This window comes from Solwaraspora sp. WMMD1047, from assembly GCF_029626155.1.
Taxonomy (GTDB): domain Bacteria; phylum Actinomycetota; class Actinomycetes; order Mycobacteriales; family Micromonosporaceae; genus WMMD1047.
In genome coordinates this window covers 5,891,664-5,908,776 of sequence record NZ_JARUBL010000001.1, presented here as the reverse complement: position 1 = coordinate 5,908,776, position 17,113 = coordinate 5,891,664, and the positions used below count along the sequence as shown (strand labels likewise).

The window sequence follows — 17,113 nt, the reverse complement described above, 5'->3', positions numbered from 1 at the left end:
CCGCCAGGAGAGCTCGGCGAGACGGGATCAACGTGCTGGTCATTCGGCGGGGCGTAGGGCGGCGGTGCCGGACCAGTCGATGTTCTCGTGGGTGATGTCCTGGTACGGCTCGCCGTCCTCGTCGAGGGTGCCGAACGCGGCGTGGTAGCGGCCGAAGCCGTACCCGCCGTGGGTCAGGGTGGCGAGCGCCCACGACCGCAACCCGTCGGCGGGGAGGTTCGGCGCGCGTCGATCGACGGGAACCTCGATGGTGCCGAGCAGGTCGTACCGCTCGTCGGCGGTGCCGGCGTCGACGATCCGGCACAGCGAGTACGCGTGCACGGTCTTCGCCTCGTGGTAGACCCACCGTCCCTCGTTCAGCATCTCGACTCCCTAATCTGATCATGACATCGAACGTAATCCAGAATGATGCACGAGAAGCTTGATATCAAGCGTCTCCGGATGGATACTTGGCGTGTTCGGTCAGGAAGTTCGATGGGTCGAAGGAGCCGACGTGTCGCCCACGTCTTCGGCACAATCCAGAACGAGCAAGTCGTCATCAGCGTTGGGCTCGTCGCCCATCGTCCAAGCCTGGGAGCTGGGCATCCGGCTGCGCCAGCGTCGCGAGGAGATCGGCCTCACCGCTGCCGCCGCCGGCCGCGCGATCGGCATCATCCAGGCGTATGTGTCCGGAGTGGAGGCGGGGAGAGTCAAGCTGCCGGCCCGCCGGCTCGCCCAGATGATCGAGATCTACGAACTGGATCCCGACGATGCGGCCGAGCTTGAGGAACTCCGCGTAGGCGCGGCCCGACGCGGCTGGTGGCAGGAGTACTCGCAGCTCTTCCCCGCAGAGTTCCTCCGCTTCCTTGGCTACGAGGCCGGCGCGGAGCAGATCCACTGCTACGACAGCGAGCTGTTGCACGGGCTGTTGCAGACCGAGGAGTACGCCCGTGCGGTGATCAGGGGCGGTCGCACCGTCATTCGGCTGACCGAGGTGGACCGGCGGGTCGCCGCGCGGATGGCCCGGAAGACAAGGCTGACCGCCACCCAGAACCCGATCCGGATCAGCGCGGTGGTCGGCGAGGGTGCGTTGCGGCAGCAGGTCGGGGGTCCCGCGGTGATGCGCGCCCAGCTCGAACACCTGGCAGCCCTGATGACCGAGCGGCCCGATCAGATCGAGATCCGGGTGCTCCCGTTTAGCGTCGGGGCGCATCCCGCGCTCAGCGGCCCGTTCCAGGTCCTCTCCTTCCCCTCGCCACGGCTGCACGACCTTGTCTGGCAGGAGATCCTGACGTCGATCGACATCATCGACCAGTCCGTCCGGGTCACCGACTACGTCGTGACCTTCGGGGAGACGCGGGAGTGCGCGTTAAGCTCGGGAGACTCGCTCGCCCTGATCCAGCGGATCGCCAAGGAGATGACGTGACCCCCCTCGATAGCGCCCCCGACCGGGACTGGTTCAAGTCCTCCCGCAGCTCCAACAACGCCAGTTGCGTCGAGGTCCGGTTCGCCGGGGGCGGGGTGGGCATACGCGACTCAAAGGACCGCACCGGCCCCACCCTCGCCTTCGACGGCGCCGGATGGACCAGCTTCCTGACCACGCTCAAGGCCGCCCCGACCTCGCCTTCCTGAGCAGATTCCGTCGCCACCGCAGCCATCCATCGTTGATGCCCGGCCCGCGATCCGGGCATCAACGATTGCGGGCCATCGGAGGCGATTCGCGCCGAAGTTTGGCGCACCGTTCCCCGCTGACATCCGCAGCCCGGTGTTGCCGGCGGGGCACCAACCCTCGCGCCGGGCCGGCGAGGGTGTCTGCCTGCAACGATCTGCTACCCGTTGAACGCCCTGACGCGGCTCCCCTCAAAATTCCGACCACGCGGCGACGTCGCAGGCGATTGAGCGGGACCGCGCCAGCCCCAACCACGCTGCAATGCTCCGGCTCTGGACGCGGCTATAGACGATACATTCTGTGTATGCGTGACGACGGTGAGTCTGGACTTGTCGCTCATCTTTCGCAGGACGAGTGGCACCGAGTGCAGAACACTGGAATCCCCGTTCGCTTCGAGCCCCGCGACGTGCTGCTACGCCAAGGCGACACGACCCAGCATGTCCACGTGCTTCTGGCCGGCTGCGTCAAGATCGTACGGTCGGAGAATGACGGGAGCTGCGCGATCCTGACGCTGCGGGCCGCTGGCGATGTCGTCGGCGACCTGGCCGCCGTCGATTTACAACCCCGCTCGGCCACAGTCACCGCCCTCACCACCACGGTCACCCGGCTGCTGACCGGCCCGCAGTTCCGGCGTTTTCTAACCAGACCCGCGTTTGCCATGGGCTTCGCCAGCTACACAGTGAACCGGCTGCGCGCCTCGGACGCCCAGCGCACGGCGCTGGCCGTGCTGCCCGTGCGTGAGCGGCTGGCCCGGGCGTTGATTCAGCTTGATCAGGCGAGCCGGCGTGCAGACGGTCGCTCGGCGATCCGGCTCTCCCAGGCGGAACTCGCCGAACTGGTCGGCGCCTCGCGCAACGCGGTCGTCGCCGAGCTGACCGCCCTGCGCGAGGCCGGCATCGTCGCCACCGGACGGCGCGAAGTCACGATCGTGGACCCGACGGCACTGAGCGTCCGGTCACACGGTTTTCGCCCAGAACTGGGCAGAGAGTGGCGTGGTCCCGGCCGACTCTGAGGGGGTCCCGTCCTCGAGAAAGGACTCCCGTGGAACACACTCCCTTCGCACGCTCGATCGATCTGCCGCCATACCGGGCGATCCTGGCGGTCGACGCCAAGAGTTTCACCGCCGAACCGGGCAGCACGCACGAGGCGGTCAGCAAGAACCTGCTCGACCTCGTGGGCGAGGCTCTGGACGGCGCCGGGCTACGGACCGAGTGGGAACGCCCAGCGTTCCTCGGCCCGACTGGCGACGGCTTCGCCGTCGGGCTCCCGACGCGCATCCTGTCCTACCTGGTGGACCCATTTCCGCGCCTGCTCCAGGAACGACTGGCCGAACACAACCGCCATGCCCGGGCACGCCTGCAGTTGCGGGTCAGTCTGCACATCGGGCCGTTGCCAGCCGATCCGGAAAATCCTCACTGGACCGGCAATGGTGACCCGCGTAACGACACCCACCGCCTGCTCGATTCCGTCCCGGTTAAGGCCATGCTCGCTGCGGCCAGCCCGCGTGTGACATTCGTGGCCTGCATCTTCTCCGACCGCGTTTTCGAGGACGTCATCGCGGCCGGGTACGCCGGAATGCATCCCGACCGCTGCCTTCCGGTCACAGCGGTGGTGGACGGCAAGGCGTTCAGCCGGCAGGCGTGGCTCTACCTCCCGGAGGTCTCCGGCAACCTAATTGGCCTGTTGCCGGCCACGTCGCCTCGTCCGTCGCCACCCTCGACGACCGGGAAGCCCGTAGGGCCAAGGATCTCCGGGCCGCAGGTGAAGCGGAACGACGGCCAGGTCGCCACCACGGTCGAGAGCATGACGCAGCACCGGGGCGGTGACCGATGACGACCGGCCCGATCGAGCCCATGGACCCAGATATCGACGAGTCCTACGCCGAGGACATCGACGACGGACCCAGCGTCGAGGAGAACAATGGCCAGGTCGCCAGGCATGTCGGCCGCGACATGGTGCAGAACATCCACAACTGGCTATGGCGCTACCAGGCAGCCCGGGAACTCTCCGACGCCTTCGTGCGGGAGACAATCGAGAACTTTGTGAGGCGCGTCTATGGCCCGGGCGAGATGTCCAGGGAAGCGGCGGCCAGGATCCTGCGGGAGCAGCGCCACGTCCTGTTGGTGGCCGACCCCGGCACTGGCCGGCGGACCGCCGCAGTCGGGCTGCTCGGCGCCGCTCCCTCGCCTCGGCGGGAGATCCCGATCGACGATGATGAGCAGCGGATCCTGCCTGTCGACGAGGTGCCTTGGTCGTCATACGGCCGTTCCGCTTACCTGCTCACGGTGCCGCCCGGATGCCGGAACGGGCGGTTGCGGGAGTTGCTCATCGCCTATCGAGAGATCGTGGAGAAGTGGGACTCGTACCTCGTCGTCTTGGTCGACCAGAAGAGCCTCGAAAGGCCCGAGGATGTTCCGGGCTTCGCTGTACTCACGGTCACCGCACCCGTACGCGAGGAACTGCTGAGCCGACTCCTGGATGATCAACGCGCCCGGCTGGACGTGGACACGCTGATCAGGACGCCGCCGCTGCCGGCTATGCTGGAGGGCGCCACCCCGGCCCAGATCGCGAGGCTGTCCCGTCGGATCAGGGCTGCTGCGAACGATCCGCGGGAATCGTTGGCTGAGATCGCCCGTAATTCGGTCCATGCCTACCAGAACTGGGACGAAGAACTCGTCGCCTGGTTCGAGAAGAACGTCGATCCGCGAACCCGACTCTTCCTGATCACCTTGGCCTTCCTCCAAGGTGGGCAAGCGACCAACGTCCTGTACGCCATGGAGAAACTCGCCGAGAAACTGGCGGAACCGGCGAATGTACGCGGCGGCATCGGCACCCCGGGGATCCGTCAACTTGCCAAGAACATCAATGCTCGGATCGACGACGAGCACCGGATCTTCTTCACCCTGCCGTCCTATGGCGTCGCGGTCCTTCGTTACGTGCACGGCGACCAGTCCAAGGCATTCCGTACGCGCCTCTGGAGCTGGGCGTCCGATCTGCCGATGCGTCGCGGCGGATCCCCGAACCCACGCATCGCCGGACAGGTGGCCTCGGCCATGCTCGCCGTGACCTTGGCGCTGCCCGTGTCCGACGCGCCCGAAGTGCGTACCTTGACCGAACGGTGGTGGGGTTACCAGACCCTCCGGCCCCTTGTGGTCGGCCTGATGACGGCGGTGGCGATGAGCCCCGAGGCCGGGGCGGCGATGCGCGGCCGGCTCAACCAGTGGGCCGTGCAGTCGGGAAGCGTGCCATTGCTCTGCGCGGTGGCCGCAGTCTGCGGCGGGGCGCTGGCAGACGCGTATCCGCAGGCGGTGTTGACCCGACTGAACAACCTCGCAGGGCGGGGGATCGACGCCGTCACTGATGGGGTCGTAGAGGCCGTGCGGTCGCTCTGGGACCGACCGCTGCACCGCCAGGCGACGCTGCGCAGGATCGTCGACTGGGCGGCCGGGCAGGACCAGCGGCACGACGCGGGGCTGCGCGCCCTGGCTGCGATCTCCGAAACCCCGGGCCGGGCCGGGCTCCTCCTCGCCGAGATGACTGGCGACGGGGAGCTACAAACCGGACTGGTACACGCCTTCATGCTCCTGTTCGCGGGCGAAGGGCCGCAGGGTGAATTCCGTGAGGCGCTCCTTCGCTGGCTGGACGCTGCGGCCGAGGAACCCGCGTACGAGGACCTGATCACCAACCTGATGGTCAGCGCTGGCGGCACCGGCCAGGGCGCCAGCAGCCGCTTCGCCCGTATGTCCGACCTGCTGTACGACTGGCAGCCGTTGGCTCGCGATGCCGAAGCGCCGGCCGCCCGTGACGTGCGTGACCGGTTCAACGAGCGGCTGCACCGCGCGAACCCGCTGGCCGCCAAATGAGTGAGAACTGGCGCAGTCGTCTGTCGGGTATTTGGGCGAGACCCGAGGAACCCCCAAAACCGATCACATTTTGCGCCGAGCTGCGTAGCTGCCATCCGCACGTCGCGTTCGACGCCACCTTCCAGTCCTGGCGGCCTGGCAGCGACCAGGCCACCCTCTGGACGGCACGGCAGAAGATCACGGAGTGGGCCGACCAGGTGACCGCCCAATATTGCGTCACCCAGGCCGGCAATGCCGAGAACGAGATCAACACTCGCATCGCCAACATCGCCCGCGTGCAGCTGGCAGTCAGTCCGCAGGCCCGCGCCGCCGCGGAAGCCATCCTGGAGATCGACCGACAGGCCGCCATCGAAACCCTGAGGCAGCGGGCCGAGCTGGAGCGGATCCGTTTCCTGCGAGAGAACGTTTACTCCCGCCCCGACGTCGCGCGCAGCTACTGGCTTTACCACCATCCGGACCAGCTGAACGCGATGCTGGACCTCGACTTCGAGCGGATAGCCGAGAAGTTCGGGGACGCCGAGGAGTCACGGTTCCTGTTGATCGCCAAGCTGATCGGTGACTTCCTCGGGCGGATCGAGGACAGCGACCGCCGATATCTGGTCGGGCAACTCGGGCAGTTCTTCTCCTCGTACGACCGGCCCGACCTGACGGAACGGCTGGAAGCCTCATGAGGGAAGCGGAACAAGCCTCCCTCCAACAGGCGAACGAGATGATCCGCTTCGCGGACGTGAAGGCGGCCGTCGTCCTGGCCGCTGCCGGAGTCCTGGCCGGGCAGATGCCGTCCGCCCACGGCTCCTGGGCTAAGGGCGTCCTGCTCGTCGCCGGCGTCTGCGTCGTGCTCAGCGCACTGCTGGCGCTCTATACGCTGGCGCCGCGGCAGCAGGTGACGGCCGCGTGGTCGCTGCACTACTACAACAACGTCGCCCAGCTGTACGGCGACGACCGCGAAGGCTTCGTCGACGCCTGGCTAGAAGCGGCGGCCGACGAGGACGCGTTCGAGCGCGCGGTCGCAGGGCAGATCTGGGCGGCGAACATGGTGGCGTACCGTAAGTTCACCCGGATTACCTGGTCCATCCGCGCCTTGGTAACCGGCGTCGTGGCCCTCGCGGCCGTGGCCCTGACCTGAGATGCTCCTGCTGATCCTGATGGTCGCCCTCGCCACCGTGGTCCTGATCAGTTTCTTCGGCAGCGGCCGGACCTCAAACCGTACGGTTTGGATAGTCGCAGGCGCCTTCCTCCTGGTCGGCCTGCTTCTCGCGGTCGGCGCGTAAGCCGGCTGATGATCGCCCCGGCGGGATTGTTACCCGCCGGGGCACGCAGGATCGGACCGCAGCGAATTCTCCCGGACTCTTCGACCCGGAACTCGCCGACACGCTCGAAGCGATGGCCGGGCAGATGCCGGTCTCGATCACTCCCGACCTGCTGCCGCTGATCCGCCAGACCGAGGCGGCGCCTGCTGCGCGGCAGCGTTGGCCTTGCCCTGCTGCTTTGGGTCTGTCGGCCGCTCCTGTTCAGGTCATCGTCGATGCCGGCTCACCCCGGGTTGCAGGCTCATCGGGATCGCAACCGGCGCCTATCGGCAAGGAGCGGCGATGTCGTCATACGAGGTAACATCGAGGCGCTCGGATCCCTGGTGGCGCTCGTGCGTAAGAGGTTCCAGTCGCGACCGCCGGATCGTGATCTAGTCGAGCGCTCCCTAGCCGGGTCGGCGGAGCTGACGCGGGCAGCGCTCCTCGCCGAACTGCTGCAACGCGAAGCCGAACACGATCCCGAGTTCGCAAGGCGGGTGCCCCTGCTCTGGAGCTCGATAACGGCGCAGGCTGGAGATGATCGGGCCGTGGTGAACTCGGTGCTCGGGAACATTGACGGTACGGTCATCCAGGCTCGCGATGTCCATGGCGGCATCACTATCCGGCGTGAACCGGACTGAGGTAGTTGGCTGAGGCTCGGCGGCCGCATTAACTGCGATACCTCCGGATCAGGCGCAAGAAGTTGCGAAGTTCCTTGCGTAGCCGTATGGGCATTGGTAGCCGCGCTTGGGCGACCGAAGTTGTCGACGGGTTGCGGCACAGCCCGGCCTCAAGCCGGATCGGCCTCAGGCCGGGCCGGTGACGTACCGGTCGACGGTCTTGGCGCGGTGGTCGATCGTCATGGTGGAGTACATCCGCTTCGGGACGTCGCCGCCGCCGAGCGTCACCAGCCCCGGTGGGCAGAAGTCCGCCTGGAAGGTCTCCCGCCCCACCCGCTCGCCGGTGTCCAGGGCGAAGACGTCGATGGTGAAGCGCTGCCCCTCCACCTCAACGCTCTTCGTGCCGCTGTCGGTCTGGTACCGGCAGGTGCCGACCCGCTTGCCGGTCTTCGCCCCGGTGATGCAGGCCAGCAGCGAGACGTCCGCCGGGTCCTCCGGGTCGAACGCGGCCTCGTCGCGGCTCACCAGGTAGTCCCGCTGGTAGTCGACGTGGTCGGCGTCCTTGCCGAAGACGACGATCGGGTGCGGCCCGGGCCCGGCGTACGGCCGGGAGGGCGTTGCCCGGTGCTCGTCGGAGCCGCACAGCTCTCCGAAGTCGTTGACCTCCTCGGCGGTGAACGGTGGCGGGGCGGTGCTCGCCGCGACCGTCGGCGAGGGGGCGGCCGGCGGGGTGGACACGGCCGACGATCCGGACCCGGGTTCCTCGCCGCCGCACGCCGCGAGCAGCGCCGTGATGAACAGAGCTGTGCCGACTCGGGTTACGGATCTCGCCATCGCGGGGCCTCCGAGCGTCCGGTTAGGAGTGCGACCGCAATGGTAGGAGAGAACCCCAGCGGCCGACGCCCCGTACCATCGTCGGGTGCAACCCGTGCGGGCGGACGGTGGGCCGGCCTGGGAGATCGCGGTGCCGGCGCGGTCCGGCCGGCCGGCGGGGATCACCATGGCCGGGTTCAGTGACCGGGCCGATGACCCGGTCGAGGTCGAGGTCGTGCCGCATCCCGCGTTGATGCTGCTCTTCGACCTCGGCGACCGGCCCCTCGTCGTCGACGACGGCGGTGGTCGGCAGCACCGGGGGTCCGTCGCCGCCGGGCTCGCGCCGCCCCCCGGCGCCCGCGGGCGAGGCCAGGCCGGCAGCTTCGAGTGCCTACAGGTGCGATTGTCACCCATTTTCGCGTACGCCGTCCTCGGCGCGGCGCCGGAGCTGAGCGGAACGGTGACGACCCTCGGCGACCTCTGGGGGCGCGACGCCGCCCGGATCGACGAGCGGCTGCGCGCGGCCCGGTCCTGGGACGAGCGGTTCGCGATCGCCGGGACGGAGCTGGCCCGGCGGTACGAGACGGGCCGTGCGGTCGATCCGGAGGTCGGCCACTGCTGGCGGCGGATGGTGGCCGGCCGGGGGCAGGTGCGGGTCGACCGGCTGGCGGCCGAGGTCGGGTGGAGCCGCAAACGGCTCTGGTCCCGGTTCCGGTCGCAGGTGGGTCTCACCCCCAAGCGCGCCGCCCAGCTCATCCGGTTCGACAACGCGGCGCACCGCCTGGCCGCCGGCCACCCCGCCGCGGCGGTGGCGGCGGAGAGCGGGTACGCCGACCAGTCCCACCTGCACCGCGAGGTGATGACCTTCACCGGCGCCACGCCGACCAGGGTGGCCCGCGCGCCGTTCCTCGCCGTCGACGACGTCGCCTGGCCGGGGCGTCCGTGACGCCGGACCGGCGCGCCGGCCACACCCGACGCTCGTCCGATCGCCTGCCGACCCGGGCCGGCGGCTGACATTCGTCCAAGCCGCCGGTCGGCCCCGCGCGGGACAGTGCTCTCATCGCCTGCACCCCGGAGGAGAGCATGAGAGGCAAGGCGCCACTTCGTACCCGGATCCTGCGGGACTCCCAGGACTGGGCGGCCATGACCGACGACCAGGTGATCGCCGCGCGGGACCGGGCCAACCGGGCGGCGTCCTCGCCCGCCGCGCGGATCATCACCGGTCGGCCGGACCGCTGGACGCGCATCGAGGAGACCGCGATCGACCTGCCGGGTCGTCGGCTGACGCTGCGCGTACACCGTCCGAAGCATGTGCGGCGCGACCTGCCGCTGGTGGTCTCGTTCCATGGTGGTGGGTTTTTCGCGGGCACCGCCGCTCAGAACGACTGGCTCAACAGCCACCTGGCGGCCCGGTGCCCGGCGGTGGTGGTCTCGGTGGAGTACCGCCTGGCCCCGGAACACCCGCTGCCCCTACCGGTCGAGGACGGCTACGACACCGTGGCCCGGCTCGTCGACGACGCCGCCGGCTGGGGTGTTGATCCCACGGCCGTCGCGGTCCTGGGCGAGAGCGCGGGTGGCACGATCGCCGCGCTCGTCGCGCTGCGTGCGCGGAAGGACGGACCGTCGCTGCGCGCCCAGGCGCTGCTCTACCCGGGTACGGACTGGACCGAGAGCATGACCGGGTACGCCTCGATGACGGAGAACGCCGACAATCCCACCCTGCCGATGTCCCGGCTGCTGGCGACCCGCAAGCTGAGCCTGCCGCCCGGCCTCGACCCGCGCGATGTCTCCCCGATCAAGTTCGACAGCCTGGCCGGGCTGCCCCCGGCGCTGGTGGTCACCGCCGCGCTGGACCCGCTGGCCGACCAGGGCAGCCGGTACGCCGACCGGCTCCGCGCCGAGGGGGTCGACGCGCGGCTGTCCTGCTATGAGAAGGCCACCCACACCTTCCTGAGTACGCCGGGTCTGGTGCCGGCGGCCCGACCGGCGCGGCGGGAGGTGGCCGCCTTCCTGCGCGACCACCTCCATCCGGCCCGATCCGGGCTACCTGGGGGATCCGTACACCCAGACGTTTGACGATCCGCTGCTCTGATAGCCCTCGGTCGCCATGATCATGTAGCCCATCTTGGCGCCGAAGGTCATGCCGGCGTCGGCCCACGCGTCGAAGTGGGCGCCGGTGTCGATGGAGCCGCTGGTCCGCTTCTGCTGCCGGATGTTGTAGTACTGGTAGTGGATCGGGGCGCCGGGCGGGCCGTAGCGCATCGCGCGGTAGATGTCGTATACGCCGCCGTCGGTGACGACGGTTCCCATCAGGGTGCCGGTCGGCCGGTAGATGCCCCAGCTCTCCATGATGTAGTACTCGACGAGCGGGTCCGTCATGTACCCGTAGAGGGCGAGGTACGCGGTGCCGTTCGGGTTGAAGGTGCTGCGGTAGTGCACGGTCCGCCGGTCGCCGGTCGCCCAGCCCTTGCCGCCGAACCAGTTGTTGGTGGAGGTGTTCCAGGCGGAGCTGTACTGGCCGCCCGGACCGAGTGTCATGGCGGCGTCGCCGCTGTCCTTCCAGAAGGCGTAGAAGTAGCCGCCGTGCTCACCGGTCTGGTTGGTGTTGATCACCGGGCGGGTCGGGTGCGTCTCGGCGTGGGCGGCCGGGGCCGACGCGGTCACCGTGATCGCCAACAGCGTCGCGCAGGCGGCTCCCACCGCCAGCCGGACCCGGCCGCGTCGGTCGCGCCGGCTGACCGGCGATCCGATGTCGGGTGTCTCGCTCATCGCGGCCCTCCTCCCGGCCGCCCGCTCGATAGGCAATCGACGGCCATCGATAATTGTTCGGTCAAGTGTCGGCCGGACCCCGGGAGACTGTCAACGATGTCGGATGCGTAGCCGGCCGACCGAAGGTCAGGTGCCGTGGGCTCAGTGAGCCGAGGAAGTCCACCGGGTCGAAGCGCGCGCCCACCGACGCGACCCCCGGGGCGTCGCCCGAACCGGCCAGGATCCGGGCGGCCGCCTCCACCACCAGCGGCGCGGTGACCGCGTAGATGTCGCGGCCGCTCGCCACCGCGCGCCGCTCGCCACCGCCCGACCGCGCGACGACCTCGACCAGGAAGGTCTGCGCCGAGCGACCCCGCGCGTCGACCGCCACCGGACCCGACGGGTCGGGGGAGCGGAGATCGTCGACGGCGTTGCGGGACATGAACGTGGCGATCTCCGGCGTCTCCAGATGCGTCGGGATCGTGACGCTGTCCGCCGTGGTGAACTCGCCGACCACCGGCCGGGTACCCACCGGCGCGGGGAAGGCCCATTCGGTGTACGGCGCGTCGCCGTCGCGGTGCCGCAGCCCACCGCCGGCGTGGACGATCCGCCGACCGCCGCGCCGCTGCGCGGAGACCCGGCCGGTCGCCCGGGTGCCGGGCGTGGGGCGCCAACCACTGAGGGCGTACGCGATGGTCAGGTTGTCGGCGGCCGACCAGTCGCGCATCGCGGCGGTGGCGAGCAGGTCCGCCAGCCCGCCGTAGAACCCGACCGCCGGCACGATGGGCACACCGGCCCCGGCCCGGCCGGCGAACGTCTCCGCCACCACCTCGACCTCCGCGGTCACGTCGAGGTACGGAATCCCGGCGCGGACCGCGGCTTCGATCGTCGGTGCGGCGGTGACCGCGAACGGGCCGGCGCAGTTGATCACCGCGTCGGCGTGGCGGAACGTGGCACCCAGGTCGGTACCGCGACCGCAGGGGACCGGCGTCATACCCCGCCGCCGAAGCTCGGACACCACGAAGCCCCCCGTGTGGCCCGTGGCGCCCAACACCGCAACCCGCTCGTTCATGGGCACAGCGTGCCCCGCCCTGATCGACACAACCAGCGTCCACAACGACGGCTCCCGTACAGTTTCGGACATGGCCACCGTCGCGCTGGCCGTCCTGGACGGCACCCCGCTCTTCGAGCTCGCCGCCGCCTGCGAGGTCTTCGGCGTCGACCGAGGGCTCGCCGACCCCTGGTACGACCTCGTCCTCTGCGGCGAGGACGGTGCGCGGGTCGGCGGCTGGCTGCGGGCGGCTGTCCGGCCCGGCCTGGCGGCGCTCACCAGCGCCCACACCGTCATCGTCCCGTCCTGCCGCGACCCCGCCGACCCGCCGGCACCGGCGCTTGTGGACGCGGTGCGCACCGCCCACCGGGCCGGCGCCCGGGTGGCGTCGCTCTGCACCGGCGCCTTCGTGCTGGCCGAGGCGGGACTGCTCGACGGCCGGCGGGCGACCACCCACTGGGCACACACCGCGCTGCTGCACGACCGGTACCCGGCGGTGCGCGTCGACGCCGATGTGCTCTACATCGACGACGGCGACGTGCTGACCTCCGCCGGCAAGGCCGCCGGCATGGACCTCTGCCTGCATCTGGTCCGCACCGACCACGGGACGGCGGTGGCCAACGCCCTCGCGCGCAGCCTCGTGGTCCCCCCGCATCGCCCCGGGGGCCAGGCGCAGTTCATCCCCGCCGCCGTCGGGTACGGTCCCGACCATGTGCTCGCCGACCTGCTGCCCTGGGCGCTGGAACGCGTCGAGCACCCCTTGACCGTGCGGGATCTCGCGGCCCGCGCCGGGATGAGCCCCCGCAACCTCGCCCGGCACTTCAACGCGGTCACCGGGATGAGCCCGCTGCGCTGGCTGCTGACCCAGCGGGTGCGCCGCGCGCAGGAGCTGCTGGAGACCTCCGACCTCAGCGTCGAGCAGATCGCGGCGCGCACCGGCATGGGCACCGCCACCACGCTGCGCCGCCACTTCAGCCAGCAGCTCGGCGTCCCACCCGACACCTACCGCCGGACCTTCCGCCGGCCGACGTAACCGACCGCCGGCTCCGGTCAGGACTGTCGCCCGGCGGCACTATCGTGCGCGATCATGGGATACGCATTCAGCTTCGACCCGCCGATCGACGGAAGCTACGCCAGCACGCCGTGCGCGTTCAACAGCGAGCAGATGACCTACGTCCGACTGATCATGATCGAGGCCGGGGTGCTGGCCGGCGACGGCTACCAGCAGGTGCTGGAGACCCCCGGCCTGGAGACCACCGACCTGACCCTGCCGGCGCGGCGCTTCCAGTTCAACGAGGGCCACATCACGGCGGCCGAGTCGGCGTTCGTCGCCCGGCGGCTGCGCGCCGCGCTCGAGACCGACGTCGTGGGTGAGTTGCTCTCCTTCTACGACGAGCATCCGGGCGAGGACCAGGTCACCGCGTGGGTCGGGCAGTTCGCGGCCTTCAACGAGCAGGCCGCCCAGCAGCACGGCTACCACATCTGCTGATCCGACCAGGTGACCCGGACGTCTGCGCGGGCAGACCATCGGGCCACCCGACGATGTCGAAGGGCTTCAGCCGGGATCGCTGGTCGGGACCGCCGACCATCGGCGCCATGGCTGGGCCGCGACCCAGCTGGCGATCGGCGTCGCCGCCACGCCGAATGTCTCGGATAGAACCGTCGGATCCAGGTCGAACAGGTGCCGCCCGGCGTCGGTACCTGCGAACCGGTAGAGCCCGGTGACGGCGTCGGCGGCCTCGGCGCCGAGCGCCTGGCTCAGGCCCTGCTCGAAGGCGTCGACTTCGAGTGGAAGATACCGGACCTCCCGCCCGAGCGATGCGGAGAAGTGCCCGGCCAGCTCCGGACCGGTGACCACCTCGGCCCCGCCGACGTCGACAGTCGAGCCGGCCAGCTCGGGACGGTCCAGAGCCGCGACGACGGCGCCCGCCAGGTCGGCATGGGTGAGCCAGGCCACCCGGCGGTCCGCCGGCAGTGGGTACGCCAGCACGCCCTGGCTCATCAACGCCCCGCCGACCCCCGGATTGAACAGATTCTCCAGGTAGACCGGCGGGCGCAACACCACCATCGGTACCCCACCGGCCCGGAGAATGTCCTCGGCGACCCGGCGGGTCTCGAGGGCGGGGTATTCGGTGCGGACTGGTGGCAGCGGCGTGTTGGTGTTGTAGACGAGTTGACGTACCTCGGCCGTTCGGGCCGCGTCGGCGATCACGTTGGCGAAGGTGGCCACCCGCTCTGGGTCGTAGACCAGTGGCAGTGTCACCGCGGCATGGGTGATTCCCTCGAATGCCCGACCTACGGCGGTCGGGTCGGCGAGGTCACCGGTGGCAAGGGGCACGAGTGCCCTGGCCGACCTTCGGGCAGCGAAGCCCCGGACGGACTTGCCCTGCATGGACAGCGCCCGGGCGATCGCCCCGCCCTGCTTGCCGGTCGCGCCGAACACCAGGTACCGGCTGGGTTTCCCGTGGGTCATTGCGCATCTCCCTCTCGAACTGGCTGCCCCGGTCCTGCCGTTGGCACCGTCGCGCCCTCAACGGAGGTCAGTGGCCGTTTGCTCGGTTGCGGGGCGGGCGCGTCACGCAGCCGAGCCGCCACTGCTGCGGCGAACAGTCCCACCACCGCGCCGACCAGAAACGCCAACCTGATGCCGTCGGTCAATGCCGCCGGGTCTGCGGTGCCCCTGGTGTCCACCGGAGAGCCGGCCCGGGTGGCCACCACGCCGGCCATGACCGCCACACCCAACACCGCCCCGAACTGTTGACTTGTGTTGATCAGTCCAGCGACCAGGCCCGTCTCCGCCGGCCCGCTCTCAGCGGTCGCTGCCACGTTGGTGCTGATGGAAAGCAGTGGGAGCCCCACTGCCAGCACAAGGCTCGGCCCGAGTACTCCGGAGACGAAACCACCACGGGCGGAGAGAGCGGCAGCGAGCCAGGTCATCCCGGTTGCCACCAGAACGAATCCGGCAACCATGACGGCACGCAGACCCAGCCGACCGATCACCCGGTCGGCCGCCCCGGCGATCGTGATGACCAGGAGAGAGAGCGGGAGCAGGCCCGGGCCGGCGCCGAGCGGTGAATGTCCGACCACGTCCTGCAGGTAGATACTGACGAAGAAGAACATCGGGAAGAGCGTGAACTGGCCCAGTGCGGCGAGGATGTTGGCGGTGCGCAAGGTCTGTCGGCGCAGCACGCTGGGCGGCATCAGCGGACTGCCGGTCCGACGCTTTCGCAAGGCGCTGGACGAGCCACCCGGCAGGTATCGGCAGCTGCGACGGGTCGGCCCGGAAACCGCCCGCAAGAGAGGTGGGCGCCGCCCGGCCAATTGAGGTCGTGGCGGGGCTGCGGTTTGGGTGGTGGAGGGAACACCATGGGTACATGGTCTATCACCACGACGACGTGCCCGATCACCTGCTGATCAAGATAGAGCACCGGGACGACCCGGTGTCGGCGGTGTCCGAGCAGGACGCTGCGCACCGCTCGATCGCCTACCCGACCATCATGTGGAGTGCCCCGACCTACGGCTTCGCGGCGGAGGTCGCCGGCCGGTGGCGGATCGGGCGGCTCGACGCCGACTCGCCGCAGCACGCCCGCGACGGCCTCGCCTCGCACTTCCGCCGGCTGCACAGCGAGACCCCGGAGACCGCCGAGCACACCGCCGAGCGGGCGGAGTACGAGCGGATCTACGAGCTGCTCGACTGGGAAGCCATCGACGAGACCATCGTCAACGGGCGCCGCTACCGGATCATCCGGGCCCAGCCGTTCATCCGGATGGGGCCGGACGGACCGGAGCCGCCCCGGCCCACCGATCCGGACCCGTACCCGCCGGGCCAGCGGAGGCCGTACACCGACCGGATGGAGGGATTCGTCATCGACCCGGCCGCCGGCACCGGGCTCACCGACGGACTCGCCCGGATGGAGATGGTCTCCGCCTCCTACCGGCCGAAGAGCGTGGCCGACGACGTGTACGCGGACTCCCGCCGGGCGTTGCGCAGCCACCCGAACGTGGTGCTGCTCCCGGTCGGCTACACCATCGGGCGGTACGTCGAGGGCAGTTGGCGGCCCCGGTCGTCCGAGACGTATCCGACGCCGCAGGCCGCCCGGGACGCGGGCTCGTTCGCCATGCCCGAGTTCGTGCCGGACGAGGACACCACGATGGAGGACTTCCAGGCGGTCTACCAGCGGGCCCGCGCGGCCCACCGGCCGCCGCGTACCGACGACTTCGAGGTGAAGGGCGTGCGGTGCCGGGTCACCCGGGTCGAGACCTTCATTCGGGTCGGTCCGGACGGCCCGGAGGGACCTCGCCCGTCGGACCCGGACTCGCACCTGCCGCCCGCGCGTCTCATGCAGGAGTTCGGCGACCAGGACGAGGAGTCTGATCAGGACTGACGACGGTCCCGACCGATCTCCAGCTGGCGTGGTTCCGCCGGTCAGCAGATCCGGTTCACCCGGTCGGCGTAGTTGCGGTAGGGGGCCACGTTCGAGATCGTCCGCCGGGCCGGGCTGATCTCGAACAGCCACTGGTTGCCGTAGTAGAAGGCGGTCCGGCCGGAGGACATGTTGTAGTGCACCGACTCGGTCCGGTACTGCCAGGCCCAGTTCGCCAGGTGCTGCCAGCCGCAGTCGGAGAGCCGGCCCCGGGGGTAGCCGTACCCGGTCCGGTCGTAGAAGCAGAACCAGCCGGACGGGCAGTCCGGGATCAGGTACCCGCTGTGCGACGGCCGGACAAGGGTCACGATGAACACCCCGCCGCCGTAGCTGATCTCGTTGTCGTTGATCGGCACGCCGCCCGGATGGGCGGCCAGGTAGTCGGCCATCAGCGTGCCGGCCGGCGCCGGCGCCGCGCCGGCCGGACTCACCACCGAAAACCCAGCGAGTACGCACACCGCGCTGACGGCCACAGCGAGCCGCCACGATGATGGGAATGCCATTGTTTACCTCACCTGATCCGTTTGCCGACAGGGCCACGCGGCTGCCCGAAAGGGCGACGGACAATACGCGATCCACTGTGATCGCGTGACGACTATCCGTAATGGCCGCTGGTTGTCAGGGTAGGAATCAGGTGCTAGTGATCGCCATGACGCA

At 69.8% G+C, this 17,113-nt stretch carries 21 protein-coding genes; 13 read left to right on the top strand and 8 right to left on the bottom strand.

Going from position 1 to position 17,113, the window contains the following annotated elements:
* Nucleotides 1-39 precede the first annotated feature (39 nt).
* The gene (locus O7627_RS26935; protein ID WP_278096264.1) at nucleotides 40-363 is read right to left on the bottom strand and encodes a hypothetical protein; all 324 of its coding nucleotides are present in this window, start codon (nucleotides 361-363) and stop codon (nucleotides 40-42) included.
* A gap of 181 nt (nucleotides 364-544) precedes the next feature.
* Between O7627_RS26935 and O7627_RS26930 the strand changes: the two genes are divergently transcribed.
* The 8 genes from O7627_RS26930 to O7627_RS26895 all read left to right on the top strand — a co-directional run bounded on the left by O7627_RS26930 (nucleotide 545) and on the right by O7627_RS26895 (nucleotide 6,782).
* Complete coding sequence (locus O7627_RS26930) at nucleotides 545-1,405, top strand: helix-turn-helix transcriptional regulator (protein WP_278096263.1); 861 nt, start codon at nucleotides 545-547, stop codon at nucleotides 1,403-1,405.
* Nucleotides 1,402-1,611, top strand: a complete 210-nt coding sequence (locus O7627_RS26925; protein ID WP_278096262.1) for a DUF397 domain-containing protein — start codon at nucleotides 1,402-1,404, stop codon at nucleotides 1,609-1,611. The genes O7627_RS26930 and O7627_RS26925 overlap by 4 nt, the downstream gene beginning before the upstream one ends.
* A 341-nt stretch (nucleotides 1,612-1,952) precedes the next feature.
* Nucleotides 1,953-2,660, top strand: coding sequence for a Crp/Fnr family transcriptional regulator (locus tag O7627_RS26920; RefSeq protein ID WP_278096261.1), 708 nt, complete (start codon nucleotides 1,953-1,955; stop codon nucleotides 2,658-2,660).
* Nucleotides 2,661-2,689: 29 nt separating this feature from the next.
* Nucleotides 2,690-3,481: a hypothetical protein gene (locus O7627_RS26915; RefSeq protein ID WP_278096260.1), complete on the top strand. Its 792-nt coding sequence runs from the start codon at nucleotides 2,690-2,692 to the stop codon at nucleotides 3,479-3,481.
* Nucleotides 3,478-5,511, top strand: coding sequence for a hypothetical protein (locus O7627_RS26910; RefSeq protein ID WP_278096259.1), 2,034 nt, complete (start codon nucleotides 3,478-3,480; stop codon nucleotides 5,509-5,511). Before O7627_RS26915 ends, O7627_RS26910 begins: the two co-directional genes overlap by 4 nt.
* Nucleotides 5,508-6,182, top strand: a complete 675-nt coding sequence (locus O7627_RS26905; protein WP_278096258.1) for a hypothetical protein — start codon at nucleotides 5,508-5,510, stop codon at nucleotides 6,180-6,182. The genes O7627_RS26910 and O7627_RS26905 overlap by 4 nt, the downstream gene beginning before the upstream one ends.
* Nucleotides 6,179-6,637, top strand: coding sequence for a Pycsar system effector family protein (locus O7627_RS26900; protein ID WP_278096257.1), 459 nt, complete (start codon nucleotides 6,179-6,181; stop codon nucleotides 6,635-6,637). Before O7627_RS26905 ends, O7627_RS26900 begins: the two co-directional genes overlap by 4 nt.
* 1 nt (nucleotide 6,638) lies before the next feature.
* Complete coding sequence (locus tag O7627_RS26895) at nucleotides 6,639-6,782, top strand: hypothetical protein (RefSeq protein WP_278096256.1); 144 nt, start codon at nucleotides 6,639-6,641, stop codon at nucleotides 6,780-6,782.
* A 425-nt stretch (nucleotides 6,783-7,207) separates the two neighbouring features.
* On the opposite strand, the gene O7627_RS26890 is transcribed toward O7627_RS26895, so the two are convergent.
* Together O7627_RS26890 and O7627_RS26885 are read right to left on the bottom strand one after the other, a co-directional pair.
* Entirely contained in the window at nucleotides 7,208-7,408 is a 201-nt protein-coding gene (locus O7627_RS26890) for a hypothetical protein (protein ID WP_278096255.1), read from the bottom strand.
* Nucleotides 7,409-7,606: 198 nt separating this feature from the next.
* On the bottom strand, nucleotides 7,607-8,254 hold the full coding sequence (locus tag O7627_RS26885; protein WP_278096254.1) for a hypothetical protein: 648 nt from the start codon (nucleotides 8,252-8,254) through the stop codon (nucleotides 7,607-7,609).
* A gap of 166 nt (nucleotides 8,255-8,420) precedes the next feature.
* On the opposite strand from O7627_RS26885, the gene O7627_RS26880 reads away from it, so the two are divergent.
* Nucleotides 8,421-9,179, top strand: a complete 759-nt coding sequence (locus tag O7627_RS26880) for a helix-turn-helix domain-containing protein (RefSeq protein ID WP_278098448.1) — start codon at nucleotides 8,421-8,423, stop codon at nucleotides 9,177-9,179.
* Between the two features lie 197 nt (nucleotides 9,180-9,376).
* Nucleotides 9,377-10,309, top strand: coding sequence for an alpha/beta hydrolase (locus O7627_RS26875; protein WP_347404718.1), 933 nt, complete (start codon nucleotides 9,377-9,379; stop codon nucleotides 10,307-10,309).
* Here O7627_RS26875 and O7627_RS26870 read toward each other — a convergent pair.
* The gene (locus O7627_RS26870; RefSeq protein ID WP_278096252.1) at nucleotides 10,277-11,002 is read right to left on the bottom strand and encodes a glycoside hydrolase family 11 protein; all 726 of its coding nucleotides are present in this window, start codon (nucleotides 11,000-11,002) and stop codon (nucleotides 10,277-10,279) included. The two genes, O7627_RS26875 and O7627_RS26870, sit on opposite strands and share 33 nt — an antisense overlap.
* 61 nt (nucleotides 11,003-11,063) lie before the next feature.
* Nucleotides 11,064-12,053, bottom strand: coding sequence for a saccharopine dehydrogenase (locus O7627_RS26865; protein WP_278096251.1), 990 nt, complete (start codon nucleotides 12,051-12,053; stop codon nucleotides 11,064-11,066).
* Between the two features lie 70 nt (nucleotides 12,054-12,123).
* On the opposite strand from O7627_RS26865, the gene O7627_RS26860 reads away from it, so the two are divergent.
* Nucleotides 12,124-13,065: a helix-turn-helix domain-containing protein gene (locus tag O7627_RS26860; protein ID WP_278096250.1), complete on the top strand. Its 942-nt coding sequence runs from the start codon at nucleotides 12,124-12,126 to the stop codon at nucleotides 13,063-13,065.
* A 54-nt stretch (nucleotides 13,066-13,119) separates the two neighbouring features.
* Nucleotides 13,120-13,521, top strand: a complete 402-nt coding sequence (locus O7627_RS26855) for a hypothetical protein (RefSeq protein WP_278096249.1) — start codon at nucleotides 13,120-13,122, stop codon at nucleotides 13,519-13,521.
* Between the two features lie 66 nt (nucleotides 13,522-13,587).
* On the opposite strand, the gene O7627_RS26850 is transcribed toward O7627_RS26855, so the two are convergent.
* Nucleotides 13,588-14,505 carry an NmrA family NAD(P)-binding protein gene (locus tag O7627_RS26850; protein ID WP_278096248.1) on the bottom strand — a complete coding sequence of 306 codons (918 nt, stop codon included), beginning with the start codon at nucleotides 14,503-14,505 and terminating at the stop codon, nucleotides 13,588-13,590.
* Nucleotides 14,502-15,233 (bottom strand): hypothetical protein, encoded by a 732-nt coding sequence (locus tag O7627_RS26845; protein ID WP_347404678.1) that lies wholly within the window; start codon nucleotides 15,231-15,233, stop codon nucleotides 14,502-14,504. Before O7627_RS26845 ends, O7627_RS26850 begins: the two co-directional genes overlap by 4 nt.
* Nucleotides 15,234-15,406: 173 nt before the next feature.
* Between O7627_RS26845 and O7627_RS26840 the strand changes: the two genes are divergently transcribed.
* Complete coding sequence (locus O7627_RS26840) at nucleotides 15,407-16,417, top strand: DUF5954 family protein (RefSeq protein WP_278096246.1); 1,011 nt, start codon at nucleotides 15,407-15,409, stop codon at nucleotides 16,415-16,417.
* A gap of 41 nt (nucleotides 16,418-16,458) precedes the next feature.
* On the opposite strand, the gene O7627_RS26835 is transcribed toward O7627_RS26840, so the two are convergent.
* Nucleotides 16,459-16,959 (bottom strand): hypothetical protein, encoded by a 501-nt coding sequence (locus O7627_RS26835; protein ID WP_278096245.1) that lies wholly within the window; start codon nucleotides 16,957-16,959, stop codon nucleotides 16,459-16,461.
* Nucleotides 16,960-17,113: the final 154 nt, after the last annotated feature.

What these genes read in the sequence shown, in the direction of transcription:
- O7627_RS26935 (WP_278096264.1), bottom strand. Translation starts at nt 363, where the DNA reads ATGCTGAACGAGGGACGGTGGGTCTACCACGAGGCGAAGACCGTGCAC.
- O7627_RS26920 (WP_278096261.1), top strand. Translation starts at nt 1,953, where the DNA reads ATGCGTGACGACGGTGAGTCTGGACTTGTCGCTCATCTTTCGCAGGAC.
- O7627_RS26910 (WP_278096259.1), top strand. Translation starts at nt 3,478, where the DNA reads ATGACGACCGGCCCGATCGAGCCCATGGACCCAGATATCGACGAGTCC.
- O7627_RS26905 (WP_278096258.1), top strand. Translation starts at nt 5,508, where the DNA reads ATGAGTGAGAACTGGCGCAGTCGTCTGTCGGGTATTTGGGCGAGACCC.
- O7627_RS26900 (WP_278096257.1), top strand. Translation starts at nt 6,179, where the DNA reads ATGAGGGAAGCGGAACAAGCCTCCCTCCAACAGGCGAACGAGATGATC.
- O7627_RS26895 (WP_278096256.1), top strand. Translation starts at nt 6,639, where the DNA reads ATGCTCCTGCTGATCCTGATGGTCGCCCTCGCCACCGTGGTCCTGATC.
- O7627_RS26890 (WP_278096255.1), bottom strand. Translation starts at nt 7,408, where the DNA reads ATGGACATCGCGAGCCTGGATGACCGTACCGTCAATGTTCCCGAGCAC.
- O7627_RS26885 (WP_278096254.1), bottom strand. Translation starts at nt 8,254, where the DNA reads ATGGCGAGATCCGTAACCCGAGTCGGCACAGCTCTGTTCATCACGGCG.
- O7627_RS26880 (WP_278098448.1), top strand. Translation starts at nt 8,421, where the DNA reads ATGGCCGGGTTCAGTGACCGGGCCGATGACCCGGTCGAGGTCGAGGTC.
- O7627_RS26875 (WP_347404718.1), top strand. Translation starts at nt 9,377, where the DNA reads ATGACCGACGACCAGGTGATCGCCGCGCGGGACCGGGCCAACCGGGCG.
- O7627_RS26870 (WP_278096252.1), bottom strand. Translation starts at nt 11,002, where the DNA reads ATGAGCGAGACACCCGACATCGGATCGCCGGTCAGCCGGCGCGACCGA.
- O7627_RS26865 (WP_278096251.1), bottom strand. Translation starts at nt 12,053, where the DNA reads ATGAACGAGCGGGTTGCGGTGTTGGGCGCCACGGGCCACACGGGGGGC.
- O7627_RS26860 (WP_278096250.1), top strand. Translation starts at nt 12,124, where the DNA reads ATGGCCACCGTCGCGCTGGCCGTCCTGGACGGCACCCCGCTCTTCGAG.
- O7627_RS26855 (WP_278096249.1), top strand. Translation starts at nt 13,120, where the DNA reads ATGGGATACGCATTCAGCTTCGACCCGCCGATCGACGGAAGCTACGCC.
- O7627_RS26850 (WP_278096248.1), bottom strand. Translation starts at nt 14,505, where the DNA reads ATGACCCACGGGAAACCCAGCCGGTACCTGGTGTTCGGCGCGACCGGC.
- O7627_RS26845 (WP_347404678.1), bottom strand. Translation starts at nt 15,233, where the DNA reads ATGCCGCCCAGCGTGCTGCGCCGACAGACCTTGCGCACCGCCAACATC.
- O7627_RS26840 (WP_278096246.1), top strand. Translation starts at nt 15,407, where the DNA reads ATGGTCTATCACCACGACGACGTGCCCGATCACCTGCTGATCAAGATA.
- O7627_RS26835 (WP_278096245.1), bottom strand. Translation starts at nt 16,959, where the DNA reads ATGGCATTCCCATCATCGTGGCGGCTCGCTGTGGCCGTCAGCGCGGTG.